At 59.4% G+C, this 13,046-nt stretch carries 12 protein-coding genes; 2 read left to right on the top strand and 10 right to left on the bottom strand.

Going from position 1 to position 13,046, the window contains the following annotated elements; all coding sequences use genetic code 11:
• Positions 1–15 precede the first annotated feature (15 nt).
• Positions 16–726, bottom strand: coding sequence for an IS6 family transposase (locus DEJ54_RS19650; RefSeq protein ID WP_113156479.1), 711 nt, complete (start codon positions 724–726; stop codon positions 16–18).
• A 158-nt stretch (positions 727–884) separates the two neighbouring features.
• On the opposite strand from DEJ54_RS19650, the gene DEJ54_RS23755 reads away from it, so the two are divergent.
• Entirely contained in the window at positions 885–965 is an 81-nt protein-coding gene (locus DEJ54_RS23755) for a hypothetical protein (protein WP_371686000.1), read from the top strand.
• A gap of 487 nt (positions 966–1,452) precedes the next feature.
• On the opposite strand, the gene DEJ54_RS19640 is transcribed toward DEJ54_RS23755, so the two are convergent.
• From DEJ54_RS19640 to DEJ54_RS19600, 9 genes are all read right to left on the bottom strand, one after another.
• Positions 1,453–2,226, bottom strand: a complete 774-nt coding sequence (locus DEJ54_RS19640; RefSeq protein ID WP_113156477.1) for an SDR family NAD(P)-dependent oxidoreductase — start codon at positions 2,224–2,226, stop codon at positions 1,453–1,455.
• On the bottom strand, positions 2,223–3,710 hold the full coding sequence (locus tag DEJ54_RS19635) for a ribulokinase (RefSeq protein ID WP_113157095.1): 1,488 nt from the start codon (positions 3,708–3,710) through the stop codon (positions 2,223–2,225). The genes DEJ54_RS19640 and DEJ54_RS19635 overlap by 4 nt, the downstream gene beginning before the upstream one ends.
• 118 nt (positions 3,711–3,828) lie before the next feature.
• Positions 3,829–4,167: a carboxymuconolactone decarboxylase family protein gene (locus DEJ54_RS19630; protein WP_113156476.1), complete on the bottom strand. Its 339-nt coding sequence runs from the start codon at positions 4,165–4,167 to the stop codon at positions 3,829–3,831.
• Positions 4,160–5,416 (bottom strand): alpha/beta fold hydrolase, encoded by a 1,257-nt coding sequence (locus DEJ54_RS19625; protein WP_113156475.1) that lies wholly within the window; start codon positions 5,414–5,416, stop codon positions 4,160–4,162. The genes DEJ54_RS19630 and DEJ54_RS19625 overlap by 8 nt, the downstream gene beginning before the upstream one ends.
• Positions 5,413–6,402 (bottom strand): alpha-ketoacid dehydrogenase subunit beta, encoded by a 990-nt coding sequence (locus DEJ54_RS19620; RefSeq protein WP_113156474.1) that lies wholly within the window; start codon positions 6,400–6,402, stop codon positions 5,413–5,415. The genes DEJ54_RS19625 and DEJ54_RS19620 overlap by 4 nt, the downstream gene beginning before the upstream one ends.
• 4 nt (positions 6,403–6,406) lie before the next feature.
• Positions 6,407–7,462, bottom strand: coding sequence for a thiamine pyrophosphate-dependent dehydrogenase E1 component subunit alpha (locus tag DEJ54_RS19615; protein WP_245447836.1), 1,056 nt, complete (start codon positions 7,460–7,462; stop codon positions 6,407–6,409).
• A 10-nt stretch (positions 7,463–7,472) separates the two neighbouring features.
• On the bottom strand, positions 7,473–8,468 hold the full coding sequence (locus DEJ54_RS19610; protein ID WP_113156473.1) for an ABC transporter permease: 996 nt from the start codon (positions 8,466–8,468) through the stop codon (positions 7,473–7,475).
• Positions 8,465–9,991, bottom strand: coding sequence for a sugar ABC transporter ATP-binding protein (locus DEJ54_RS19605; protein ID WP_113156472.1), 1,527 nt, complete (start codon positions 9,989–9,991; stop codon positions 8,465–8,467). The genes DEJ54_RS19610 and DEJ54_RS19605 overlap by 4 nt, the downstream gene beginning before the upstream one ends.
• A gap of 82 nt (positions 9,992–10,073) precedes the next feature.
• Complete coding sequence (locus DEJ54_RS19600) at positions 10,074–11,030, bottom strand: substrate-binding domain-containing protein (protein ID WP_113156471.1); 957 nt, start codon at positions 11,028–11,030, stop codon at positions 10,074–10,076.
• Between the two features lie 156 nt (positions 11,031–11,186).
• On the opposite strand from DEJ54_RS19600, the gene DEJ54_RS19595 reads away from it, so the two are divergent.
• A complete protein-coding gene (locus DEJ54_RS19595; protein WP_113156470.1) occupies positions 11,187–12,173 on the top strand; it encodes a sugar-binding transcriptional regulator in 987 nt (328 codons plus the stop codon).
• Positions 12,174–13,046 lie beyond the last annotated feature (873 nt).

Raw genomic sequence — 13,046 nt, 5'->3', positions numbered from 1 at the left:
TGAGATCCTTGCAGGTCAAGCGGCCATTTCGGCAGCATAGTCTTCCCAGAGGCCGAACGCGTCGGCCCTGGCGTGGCGGTATGAGTATGCGGAGAGTTGATAGCGGCGGGGTCGGAAGACGGTGTTGATTTGATCATGGGCAGCCAAAAATCTTTGGGCCTGCCGGGGTGATTTGAACCGGCCCATGATTTTCTCTCGCTTCCGGGTCGGTCGGTGTGAGCCCTCGATGCGGTTGTTGAGCCCTTTGTGGGCGCGGTGATGGGCGTCCGGAGCCAACTGATGGATCGGTTTGATATAGCTGCGCAACTTGTCCGTGATGATAACGCGGGGCTGGCCAAAACGGGCGATCAGTTGCCGCAGGAAGCGCTTGGCCGCTTTGGCGTTTCGCCTTGGCTGCACCAGCATGTCGAGCACATCCCCGTTCCCGTCAACCGCCCGCCACAACCACATCTTCACGCCATTGATCGGGATCACGACTTCATCAAGGTGCCACTTGTCCGCCGCCGCAGGCCGGTCACGCTTAACACAACGAGCGAAATGCTGACCAAACCGGTTCACCCATTTGCGTACGGTTTCCCGGCTGACAATTACGCCTCTCTCGGCAAGCAGGTCCTCAACATCCGCCGCGCTGAGTGCGAAACGGTGGTAGACCCACACGGCGTAAGCCACGACTTCGCGGGGGAACCGGTAACCTTTCAGGCGGGGCATCTCAGCTGGTATTTTCATGACGACCGCCTAAACTCCAACGCAGGCGACGACAAGTTGGCAATCCCATCGCTACGCTTAGCCTCGACACTATCTCTGATGCAGAACTCAATGGCGCAGCTGGTAGGATTTTTTCTGAGGTTGCCGATGGGAAGATTAAGCCCGTCATAGCTCAAGTATTGGCATTAGAACACGCAAGCCAGGCGCATACCCTTATCGCGGCAGGTGGGGTGCACGGCAAGATCGTCCTCGCGCCATGAGCCAAGATTGAAAGCTCCTGTCGAATAATATTCGGCAATACGAAGAGGCGAAATTCTTAACCGATGTTATGAGGTGGCCCCGCTTGGTGAGACAGTTTGGCGGCTTGGCTAAATCGATCCCGATCATCGTCTCTTTGGTCATGCTCGCCTTCCTCTCCACCCATTGGACTTAACCCGACGATCCTCCAACAGAACGCGTCGGGTGGGTAGAGCGGCAACCACTCCATCTATTCAGCCTGCCCCTTTGAGCTTCCGCGCCCGGTGGCAAATCGCCGGAACTAATAAAGGAGAGATTCTCCTTGAGTGAGCATTAATGCAGCTCCCTGGGAGTCAGCCCCGGGGATTCTGTGCATTCGCCGCTATTGGCTCCAATGGGAGCAAGCCCAAACAGGGCACTCCAGAACAGATCATCGTCCGCCAACTCAAACGGTTGGCACCCTTGCAGGGTACCAGACGCGACCCTGCTAGCGCTGCTTACTCTGTGAAATCACGAGAAAACGATACCGCCATCCACATTGAGCGTCTGTCCGGTAACGAAACCCGCATCGTCAGACGCAAAGAACGCGACAGGACCGACCACATCTTCCGGCTCGCCTATGCGGGCCATTGCCGTCTTGGATTTCCAAGCTTCGCGTACAAGCGGATCATCCAGATTCACTCGCCCCATATCGGTCAGGATGATTCCCGGACATACGCAGTTGACCGTGATCCCCAGCGGCCCGACTTCCTGAGCGAGAACCCTAGAGAAGCCCATAACGGCAGCCTTGGAGGCAGAGTAATGTGCCTGTCCCGGTGCACCATGCTTCCCGCCAATGGAGGCAATGTTCACGATACGTCCATAGCCGCGTTTCTTCATCGAGGGCAGAAACGCCTGGATCACTATGAACGCGCCCTTCACATTCACATCCATCACCGCGCTCCAAGTCTCCTCGGGAAGGCTGTCGACTTGACCGGCAATGAGGATACCGGCATTGTTTACGATGACGTCGATCTTGTCGAAAGCTTCCAGCGTCTTCTGGGCCATGGTCTCGACTTCAGCTTTGCTGCTGACATCCGCGTATAGCGGCTCCGCGCGCTGGCCCAGGGTACGAATGTCTTCTGCCACCCGTTCGAGATCATCTTTTTGCCGCTCAATATCATTGAGCACCACATCATATCCACGCTTCGCCAACCCTTTGGCGATCGCCGCCCCGATGCCACGGCTGGCCCCCGTCACGAGAGCCGTTCTGCCGGCGGAGCCGGAATGTTCATGTTCTGTCATGCCAAAACCTCCTTCAAAGCCGGATAAAGCGCGGCGTATTTCGCGTAGATTTCATCGTATCTCGCGACACTGTCTGCACGAGGCTTGATCAATCTGCCCGCATGGACCATCGCTTTGATACCCTCATCGATGGTTGCAAAGTGCCCGGCCCCCACGCCGGCAAGAACAGCCGAGCCCGTCGACGGCGCATCAGGTGAAGCCGGCACCCGCACCGGAATGCCTGCCGTATCCGCATGGATTTGCAGCCACAGGTCCGAACCGGCGGCACCGCCGCCCACGGTCATCTCCTCTCCGGCATAGCCGGCCGACCGGAAAGCATCGAGAATGGCCCGGGTACCGAAGCCGATGCCCTCCATAATGGCGCGAAAGACGTGGTGCATTTCGTGACCAAGCGTCAATCCAACGATTGCACCACGTGAAAGTGGATCGGTATGTGGCGTGCGGTTACCCTGAAAATGATCTTGAACAATGAGCCCGTCACATCCTGGTTCCAGGGCTGCGGCCTTTCGGTTGAGATCATCGAAATCGAGTGGAGCGCCCTTCAGGCGCGAAAGCCAGTTGATGATGGAGCCTGTAGAAGTCTGTCCACCTTCGACAATCCAGCGGTCGGGATAAACAATATCGGCATAACTGCCCCATACGCCGGGCGCATGGATGGGGCTCTCAGTTACCCCAAACTGAAGATGCGAGGAACCCGTGATCATGGCGAGTTGTCCGGGTTTGTGTACCCCCAGACCGATCATGCCGATAAGAGCGTCCGCGCCACCCTGTATCACTTTCACATTCGCTGACAGACCCAGTTCGTTAGCCGCAGCGGAGGTAAGCGTACCGATCACATCGCCCGGCGCGACCACCCGCTCAGGCCATTTTAGTTCAAGCTCGGACAGGTCCAATGCGGCGAGCAGGCTTGAGGCCCATCCCCCCGCGCGCGACCGGTAGTGCCAACGCAGTCCGGCATTGTCGAGGCTCGCCGCCCATGTGCCTGTAAGGCGATAGGTGAGAAAATCCTGATACTCGCAGATCCTGTGGGCCTTGGCGAAGGTCTGCGGTTCGTTTCGCTTCAACCACAGAGCCTTCGGGATCATCCACTCTGCGGAGACCGGGCCCTGCCCAGCCCCGTTCAACAACAGCGCTTCATCGCCCGTGGCCAGCACGTCATGAGCTTCCTGATGCGCGCGCACATCCATCCACATGATGGCGGGGCGCAAGGCACGGCCATTCTCATCGAGAGCGACAACGGTGCAGCAGGTTGTGGCATAGCAAATGGCCTCGATGCCATCTGCATTCACGCCAGCCTCGCGGATCGCTTCACGCGCGGCACGAACGAAGTTCGCCCACCAATCCTCCGGATTTTGCTCCACGCGTCCGGGCTTGAAATCGGTCTGGTATGGAACTGCACTGGTTCCAAGGCAGTTTCCCTTCAAGTCATAGACACGCGCTCGTATGCTCTCGGTCCCGCCGTCAGCCGTCAGTAAATAAGCCACGCACTCCTCCCAGTTGCCCGCCTGAATGGACATTCAGCTCGATCAAGCGGCAAAATTTCTTTGGTTCGGAGACTCCAAAAGCAATCTTCGCTTTGTCGAACTGCCCCCCCACGCTGCTCTAAAGGTCCCTGAACGCCTCCACCGCCTTGCCGGCATACATGACGGCAGGTCCACCGCCCATTTCCACCGCCACCTCCAGCGCCTCGACAAGAGCCGTTTCCTCCGCGCCATGACGCTTCGCCGCATCCACATGATAGAGAATGCAGTCCTCGCAACCACTCGCCACGGCAATGGCTGTCGCCAGCAATTCACGGTCGGAAGCGGAGAAATGGCCCTGCCGTGTTGCCACAGCGGAAATGGAAGCGAAGCCTTTCATCAGCTCCGGTGCGGATTTAGCAAAGCCCCCCATCCGCGCTTTTGCAGCCTTCAACTTCGAACGGACATCTACCTCAGTCATGGGGCATCCCCTTTTTGATGATCGCCGCCGCCTCGGCTGGTGCATCCCAGTGGGGCATGTGACCAGCACCTGGAAAAACATGGAGTGCGATGGCCGGCGAGACATCGAGCGTGTCGCGCCAGTCCAGAATTCGGTCCTCCGTACCCACAAGGATACGCACCGGAATTTGATTGGCGAGCGATGCAAGGGCGCTTCGCACATTGACCAACTGTCTACCCTCGCGGCAAATATCGTCTGCCAAGCGTAGCAAACGGCCACGCGAGAGGGCGGCGTGGATTTGCGCTACCAGCGCCGGAGAGAATGCATCGGCGCGGCTTGAGAGCCTTCGCAGCAAATGACCCACCGCGCCAACACTGTCGGCTTGGGCCATCCCGGCAACGAACTCCGCATCGATATGTAATCCGAGACCGGCCGGTGCGATGAGGGTGAGCGAGGAGACACCGCCCCGACGGTCGGCCGCAGCAATGGCCGCCGCCGCCCCGAGTGAATGGCCGACCAATGCGACCGGACGGGACGGGTTCAGCTCACCGCACAATGCGTCGACAAGATCATCGAACGTCTGAGCCTCAGCGTCCGTTCCTCCATGAGAGGGAAGATCAATCGCCCGCACTGAAAGCTGCGCCCGCCCCAGCGCCCTGCCCAGCTGATCGAAGGTCTGACGATCTCCCGCAAAACCGTGAACGAGGAGCACGGGCGAGCCAGTCTCCGAACCCCAGCTTTCTGCTGCAAGTGCGGAGACGACTGAGCCGGAGATAGAACGCTCGACGTCAGAGAGCTCCACACGTCCCCTGCGACCTGTCCCAGGAACAGTCTCTATGCTGATCCCAGCTCGGCTCGCCGCACGGCGGGCCAAGGGAGTGGCGCGCACGCGCCCCTCCTGGCCGGACGAAATCATTGGAGGCTTGGCATGCTTCTGTGCATCCGTAACCTCTTCAATGCCGGCATCTTCCGGCTCATCGCTGGCCGTAGACTGATTCTCCTGCCCACCCGAAACCCAATCCTCGCCTCCCATGAGGTCGATCTCGGCAATCGGGTCACCCACCTGAACAAGATCTCCCTGGGTAACCAGTGTGCGAACCAACCGTCCGGACCCGAGCGCGGGATATTCGACAGCAGTCTTGTCAGTTTCGAACTCCACCAGAGGCGTCCCGCGCTCGAAGGCCTGCCCTTCGGGCACAAGCCATTCAGAGACGGTACCTTCTTCCATCGTCTCGCCCAGGCGAGGCATTGTGAGCATGACGGTGCTCATGCTGCAGTCCTCAAACCCACAAGCTTTTCACCGGCCGTCTGGATAAAGGCTGCAGTGGGCACAGAGTTCTTTTCGAGCTCGACGGAAACCGAAATCGGAATATCTTCACCACAGACGCGGATCACCGGCTCGGCCAGGAAATCGAAACATTCCTCGTGAATACGGGCCGAGAGTTCCGCCCCAACGCCAGCGGTCATCACACCCTCGGAGACAACCATCACCCGGCCCACACGTTCAACATGTGCCCGCACGGTATCGAAATCCAGCGGATTCAGAGAGCGGAGATCGATCACCGTCGCTTGCACGCCTTTCCGGGCCATTGCCTCCGCGGCTGCGAGCGCATGGTGCAGTTGGCGGGAATAGGTCACGATCACCAGATCGTCTCCCGTTCGGTGAACGCGGGCTTTCCCCCACTCCGGCGCAGGGGCGGCCAGATCCACATCTTCCTTCATCGTGTAGAGCGCCTTGTGCTCAATGAAGACGACCGGGTCAGGCTGCTTCAGCGACTGCCGCAGAAGATGATAGGCATCCGAGACGGTTGCTGGCATGACGAGCCGAAGACCGGGCGTATGCATCACATAGGCTTCGAGCGATTGGGAATGCTGGGCACCGGCCGAACGGCCTGTTCCGCCCTGGGTCCGCAGCACCATGGGCACACCCACTTGACCACCGAACATATAGCGGATTTTCGCTGCCTGATTTCCCAGCTGATCCATCGTCATCCCGATGAAGTCCACATACATGAGTTCAGCAACAGGCCTCAGGCCGGACATGGCGGCACCCACTGCAGCGCCAACGATCGCCGGTTCGGAAATCGGCGTGTCGATCAAGCGGTCGGGACCGAACTCCTCGTACAGGCCTTTGGTAACACCGTAGGCGCCACCGTAGCGACCGACCTCTTCACCGATTACCATCACGGTATCGTCCTCGGCCATAGCATCGCGCAGAGCCTGTTTGAGCGCGTCTCTATAGGTCATCTCTGCCATAGTCTCAGTCCCCTGCCAGAATGCGGTCGATGCGGGCAGCCACGGATTCCGGCTCCGGCTCACCAGGCGCATAGACGTCGCGGAACATCGTCTGAAGTGCCGGCTCACGCGCGGCGACCGTGAAGTCGATGGTCGCGTCCATTTCCTGCGCGATCTCGGCGTCGAGGGCATCGAGGTCAGCCTCGCTACTCTCTCCGCTTTCAACCAGAGCTTTGCGGGCAAACCCAACCGGGTCTTTCGCGCGTCCCTGTTCTTCATCCTCTGGCGTACGGTAGGGGCTCTTGTCCATGCGGGCATGACCAAAGAAGCGGTAGCATTCGACAGCAAGAAAACCGGGTGTGCCTCCCCGGGCACCGTCGATAATCCGGCCCGCCGCCGCACGCACGTCGCGTACATCCAGCCCGTCCACGGTCTCTGAATTCAGCCCGAACGCCAGCCCGCGCTCATGAAGCGCACGGCCTTTTGTTGCCTGCTCGATGCGTGTCCCCATACCGTACTGGTTGTTGATGCAGACGAAAATGACCGGCAGGTCCCACAGCGCAGCCATGTTCATGCTCTCGTAGAGGATGCCCTGCTGCATTGCGCCATCACCGAAGAACGCGATGGAGACCGCGCCCTTGCCCTCGCGCTTTGATGCTAGGCCGGCACCGACAACAGCAGGGATGCCACCGCCCACAATGGCGTTGGCGCCAAGGTGTCCAAGCCCCATGTCGGCAATGTGCATGGAGCCGCCCTTCCCGCGGCAATAGCCCTCTTCCTTGCCGCCGATCTCTGCCATCATGCGGTTGGGATCTGCACCCCGGGCAAGGAATATGCCATGGCCCCGGTGGTGAGTGGTGAATGTGTCTCCATCCCTCATCAGAGAGGCGACGCCCACCGCCGCCGACTCTTCGCCAATGGACAAATGCAGCATGGAGCCCGCCGATTGCCCGCGAACGAAAAGCTCGCCAACCCGCTCCTCGAATATGCGCACCCGGCGCATCTGCCGGTAGAGCGCAAGAAGCTCGGTGTTCGAGCGCGGCACTTTTTCCGCAACTGCCGTGTCGATGGGTGCAGTCATATTGCCTTCCTTACAGGAGATTGAGTTTGGTGGTGCGCGATACGATGGCGACCGCGACGAGAATGATCACACCCTTCACGATGTTCTGGATGTAAGTGTCCATTCCAATGAGGTTCAGGCCATTGTTGATCACGCCGATGAAGAGCGCGCCGCAGAGTGTTCCGAGCACCGTCGCAGTGCCGGGTCGAAACATGGTCATGCCGATGAATACGGTGGCGAGCCCATCAAGCAGATAGCGTTCGCCTGCATTGGGTTGCCCGGACCCCAGTCTCGCGGCCAGCAAAGCGCCGGCAATAACCGCGAAGACGGAGACCAGCACCAGCGCCGCCATCCGGTAGAGCGTGATATGCACACCCGAAAGCTCTGCTGCCTTCTGGTTCCCGCCAACTGCGTAGACATAGCGGCCGAACACCGTTCGCTCCATGACGAACCAGGCAATCGCCACGGCGATGATCATGAAATAAGCCAGATTGGGAATTCCAAAAATCCGCCCCTGGCCAAGCATGAGATAAGCGTCAGGCAGACCGCCATATATTGCGCGCCCCCCGGTCATCAGAAAGTTCACGCCGAAGAGGATGGATCCCACAGCCAGAGTGGCGATAAGCGATGGAATGCCGATTTTCGTGACCAGCAATCCGTTGACGAGACCAACCCCGATGCCCGCTGCCAACCCGGCGCCGAGAGCGACGACAAGTGGATATCCCATGGTGAGAAGCAGCGGCACCAAGATGCCCGAAAGGCCCACCGTATAGCCCACTGAAAGGTCGATTTCCCTGGCCGCGAAGCCGAAGGTCAGCCCGGAACCGACAATCGTCAGGATGGCGATTTGCTGAAGAATGTTCGTCAGGTTGAACGGCGTCAGAAAGCGATCAACGAAGAGGGAGAACCCGAGGAACATGAGAATCAGAACCCCGAGCGTCGAATAACGCTGGATGAAGTCTGAGCGGACAGATTTGCTTTCGGCGGCAGCGGGTGCCTTACCGAGGGAGCCGGCTTGCGGTGTCATGCGGCATCTCCAGTGATGGCTTTGATGAAACGGCTTTCGGAGAACTCACAGGCCGGTATGTCCTCCCCTGGCCTGCCGTGAACAAAGGGGACAGCGCGATGGCACAATTGCGCAACCTCGCCGAGATCTGACGAGGCGATGAGGATTGCCGCCCCGCGCTCTGCAAGCCGGCGCAGATGAGCGTAAATTTCCATCTTCGCCCCGATATCGACGCCTTCCGTGGGTTCAACGAAGACCAGGACGCTGTATTTGTCGTCGGCACCGTACAGCCATTTGCCTATGGAGACTTTCTGCTTGTTTCCGCCCGAAAGATTGCGGATCAGTTGGCGCTGGCTCGGTGTCTTGACGTTCAAAAGATCGATGATACGCGCCGCTTCTTGGCTTTCCCTGCGGCGGCTCAACACACCGCCCCGCGCAGCAAACTGCGAGTGAACCATTGTCAGGTTCTCAACGACGCTCCCCTCGCCGGCAAGCGCGTTCTCCATACGCTGGTCCGGAACCAGCGCTACGCCGGCTCTTTGCATGGCGCGGATTCCCCCAGCGCGAACCTCGCTGCCGTTAACGGATATCGTCCCGCGCAGTTTGCCCTGACGCATGTAGAGCGAGCGCGCAAAACCGTTATGGCCGGCTCCTGTCAGACCGATCAGCCCGACAATCTCGCCCCGCCGCAAGACGAAACGATCTATTTCGACTTCTCCGGTCTTCCAGTCTTCAACGGACAAAACCACCGGTCCTGTCGTCGCCGGCGATGGCTGATCATCACGCGGGCGCGTTTCGGGTATATCCGAATAGACATCCTCTTCGCGCCGCAACATGAGATTTGTGAGATCGGCTTCTGTGGCGTTCCTCTTGTCCAGTGTCCCGACATGCCTGCCGTCGCGCAAAACGGTGATCTGATCGCAAAGCGCCACGACCTCACTCAGGAAATGGGAGATCAACACGACACCCACGCCCCTTTGGGGCAGGGACTGGATGATGTCCCAAAGCCGCTTCTTCTCCCGCGCTTCCAATGTCGCCGTAGGCTCATCGAGAATGAGAAGCCGAATATTCCCCCTGAGCGCGCGCACGATCTCGATGACCTTCTGATCGGCCATCGCAAGGTCCTTTACCGGTCGGTGAAGATCCATCGCCAAACCCGGAAACCAAGTGGACATGAGCCGCTCGGCTTCGCTTCGCAGCGTGCGCCGGCGCACGATACCGAAAGGACGGCGCGGTTCTGCCCCGAGCATGATGTTTTCCGCACCGGTCAGCGAGGGAACGAGGCTCCCCTCTTGGCTTACATGCGCAATGCCATGGCCGAGCGCGACGCGCGGACTGGAAAGAACCACCGCGCTGTCATTCACGGTGATGGATCCCCGCGAGGGCTGGAGTGAACCACCAAGGATATTGACGAACGTGCTTTTCCCGGCACCGTTCTCGCCGACAAGACCGTGCACTTCGTCATAGCGGAAGGTCACATCGACGCGATCCAGTGCCCGCGTGCCCGGAAATTCCATAAGGATATCGGCAAGATGCACCGACATGCACGGTCTCCTGTCGAGATTGGTGAAATGGGACAGCGCGGGACGGGCCGCCAGATGCGCCCCGTCCGCAAGGTCGTCAGGACTACATGAAGTCCTTGCAGTTCTGCTTCGTCACGAGAGGCGCGTCCATGTAGACGATGTCGCTCGGAATCACCTCCTCGCGCGCCTTGCCGTCCACCACGATGGATTTGATCCATTCGCCAACTTGCGCCCCCATGCCCTCGAAAGGCTGGCTCACAGTTGCAATCATCATGCTGTCTGGCTTGCAGACCTCGGCAACGGCCTGCGGGTGTCCGTCGATGCCGATGACTTTCACATCGGTCAGCCCGGCAGCTTTCATGACGTTGATGGTCGCTTGCGCCGGTTCATCCCAGGGCGCCCAGACAGCGTCAATCTCGTCACCGAAGCGCGCCACATAGTCCTGCATCGAAGACGTCGTGTCCTCGAAGAAGGCCGTGTAATCGATATTGTGCTCGGCCAGCACTTTCACATTGCCGTATTCTTGAAGGACCTTCTCCATGACGTCGCCGCGCTTGCGTGTTCCATGATGCTCGGCCATGCGGAAGAAGACGAGATTGCCCTCGCCGCCAATCTGATCGAGAAGATACGGTGAGACATCGGCCGACATCGCCCAGTTGTTGGTGGTGACATCCACCTGAATGCCTTCAACGAAGCCACTATCGACGGAGAAAACCGGAATTCCGGCCTCGATGGCCACGTCGATTGCTGCCTTGGATGCGCGCAAGTCCGACATCGTAATGATGATCGCGTCCACACCGCGCGAAACAGCATCCTGAAGATTCGACGCGGTGGCCTCGCCCGAGCCCTGGCTGTCGAGGAAACTGACATTCCAGGAGTTTCCGCTCTCACCCAGCCATTCCTCGAACCCGGCTTTCACGCGCTGCTCGGACTGCGCCGCAGCATTTGAGTGAACCCACGCGATTTCCAGCGCATCCTGCGTGAAGCCGACAGCAGTGGTGGCTGCAATTACAGCGCCTGCGGCCACGCAGCGTGCCAAGCTCTTTGCAAACTTGTTCATGATTTCCTCCCTGAACTGAAGATGCCCACGGCCCTCCCGATGGCGTCCACAAGCCAAACGTGACGCGGCTTGATACATTTGTCAAGCATCGATACATTTGTAATTCGATGCCGATATTCGATTGTCAGTCCAAGCGCCACCGTTTAGGAGATCATCATGATCGAGAGTGACGACCACGAACTGATGAGCCGTGCGGTATGGATCTACTATGTTGGGGGGCTCAATCAGGAAGAGACCGCAAACCGCCTGGGCACCACCAGAGCGCGCGTGAACAAGCTGCTGCAAAGCGCCAAGGATGCCGGCATCGTGTCGATCTCGATCGATTCACGGAGCAACGGTCTTCTGGAGGTGGAGGACGAGCTGCGCCAACGCTTCAATCTCGAACGGTGCATCTGCTCCCCCGCTCTGGGCCTCGGTAGAGACGCTCAATTACCAGGTGCTCTTTCCGAATACCCACGTCGCGCGGTCGGATCGCTGGCGGCGACGCTGGTGAGAGAACTGATCACACGCAAGGGTGACGCCGTGATCGGCACGGGCTGGGGCCGCACCCTTGACCACATCACGCGCAACATGGCCGGCGTCAGCGCACCCGGAGCGCGCTTTGTCAGTCTTATGGGCTCACTCACCGCCAACAGCGCCTTCAATCCATTTGAAGTGGTGCAGGCTCTGGCAAGGGCGACCGGCGCCGAAGGCTATTTCCTGCCGGTGCCGTTCATTGCCAACACTCCGGAGGACCGCGATATACTGTTGTCGCAGACCACCGTGCGCTCCGTTCTCGAAATGGCCAGGCAGCCGGATATGGCCATCATCTCTGTCGGCGAACTCACGGAGCACTCATTGCTTCGTCGTTCAGGCATGATCTCGCAAGTCGAGCTTAACGAGCTTCACGAGGCAGGCGCGATTGGTGACACGAACGGAATTTTCTTTGACGCCCACGGGGCGCCTGTCCAGCATGTGCTTAACCAGCGCACCCTGGCAGTGGATTTCGAAGCATTGCGTGCCACTCATACGGTGCTGCTCTCCGGAGGCATCGAGAAAGCGGAAGCCACCTGCGCCTTGCTCGAAAGCGGCATCGTCAAAACGCTTGTGGTGGATGGTGATACGGCGCGCGCAATTCACATGATCGCCGGAGGCGCACGTTAGGTTGCAGCTTCGCTCCGGTTTTACCTGAAGCAAAGGCGGGCGGTCAGCTACAGCCCTCATTTCATTTCAGCGAACCAACCGAGTGTGCTCTCGGAAACACCGATGGATTTGTATTCAGCCCCAAGCGGGCGTCATAGCCCAGATCGGCAATTAGATTTAGAAGACGTGTGTAAAGCACCTCCTCCCTGTTTCGGTGACCCGCGATCTGGAACGGACGCAAACCGGCTGTGGCGAATGTGAGGGAGCAGGCGCTTATCGAGGCTGATATTCGCCAGCGGCAACCCACCGACATGACGCCCTTGTCCGTGACACCGCCCGTAATCCAGACCTTCGTGCCGGCAGGAAACGCGATCACGCCCTGTCTGCCACGGAAAGTATCCGGGTCAGAGCCTCGGGGTCGACAACCGTCGGCACAATCAGCCGACGCTCGTTGACGAGCACGATCTCAACCTGCACGTGCCGAAGTGCCGGGCAGGCATCACCCGTTTCCATCCGGGCGGCGGGAGCCTGCGCCGCCAAAGCCACCGGTGCAAACAACGCCGAACCGACAGCGCCGAGCTCACCGTTTCGATACTGCCGGCGCCAAGCCGTCAGCAGCGAACGGGAAACCCCATGTCGCCATGCCGTGGCGGATGCTTGCCGGTGGCCGACAAAGCCCGCCGCCGATAGCCGGGAGGAACCGAATACGTCATCATTTTGCGAACCGTGTCGCGCGATATGCCGAAATGCTTCGACGCTTCGCGCTGGCTCACACCGCCATCGCAAGCAACTCGAACCTTCAGATATAATTCCACGGTATAGATCCCTCGTCCCTCCCTGCGCCAAGCAGAAAAGGGAAAAAGTGGACGACTTTTCAGCCGCCCGCAACAGGAC

This window comes from Nitratireductor sp. OM-1, assembly GCF_003296175.1.
In the GTDB taxonomy this organism is placed as follows: domain Bacteria; phylum Pseudomonadota; class Alphaproteobacteria; order Rhizobiales; family Rhizobiaceae; genus Nitratireductor; species Nitratireductor aquimarinus.
Note: the sequence above shows the minus strand (reverse complement) of the source record. Positions and strands in the feature narration are given on the sequence as shown.

Bases quoted from the DNA above. Each gene is read 5' to 3' on its own strand.
- DEJ54_RS19610 (WP_113156473.1), bottom strand. From the start codon at position 8,468: ATGACACCGCAAGCCGGCTCCCTCGGTAAGGCACCCGCTGCCGCCGAA.
- DEJ54_RS19615 (WP_245447836.1), bottom strand. From the start codon at position 7,462: ATGACTGCACCCATCGACACGGCAGTTGCGGAAAAAGTGCCGCGCTCG.
- DEJ54_RS19595 (WP_113156470.1), top strand. From the start codon at position 11,187: ATGATCGAGAGTGACGACCACGAACTGATGAGCCGTGCGGTATGGATC.
- DEJ54_RS19640 (WP_113156477.1), bottom strand. From the start codon at position 2,226: ATGACAGAACATGAACATTCCGGCTCCGCCGGCAGAACGGCTCTCGTG.
- DEJ54_RS19600 (WP_113156471.1), bottom strand. From the start codon at position 11,030: ATGAACAAGTTTGCAAAGAGCTTGGCACGCTGCGTGGCCGCAGGCGCT.
- DEJ54_RS19650 (WP_113156479.1), bottom strand. From the start codon at position 726: ATGAAAATACCAGCTGAGATGCCCCGCCTGAAAGGTTACCGGTTCCCC.
- DEJ54_RS19620 (WP_113156474.1), bottom strand. From the start codon at position 6,402: ATGGCAGAGATGACCTATAGAGACGCGCTCAAACAGGCTCTGCGCGAT.
- DEJ54_RS19605 (WP_113156472.1), bottom strand. From the start codon at position 9,991: ATGTCGGTGCATCTTGCCGATATCCTTATGGAATTTCCGGGCACGCGG.
- DEJ54_RS19630 (WP_113156476.1), bottom strand. From the start codon at position 4,167: ATGACTGAGGTAGATGTCCGTTCGAAGTTGAAGGCTGCAAAAGCGCGG.
- DEJ54_RS19625 (WP_113156475.1), bottom strand. From the start codon at position 5,416: ATGAGCACCGTCATGCTCACAATGCCTCGCCTGGGCGAGACGATGGAA.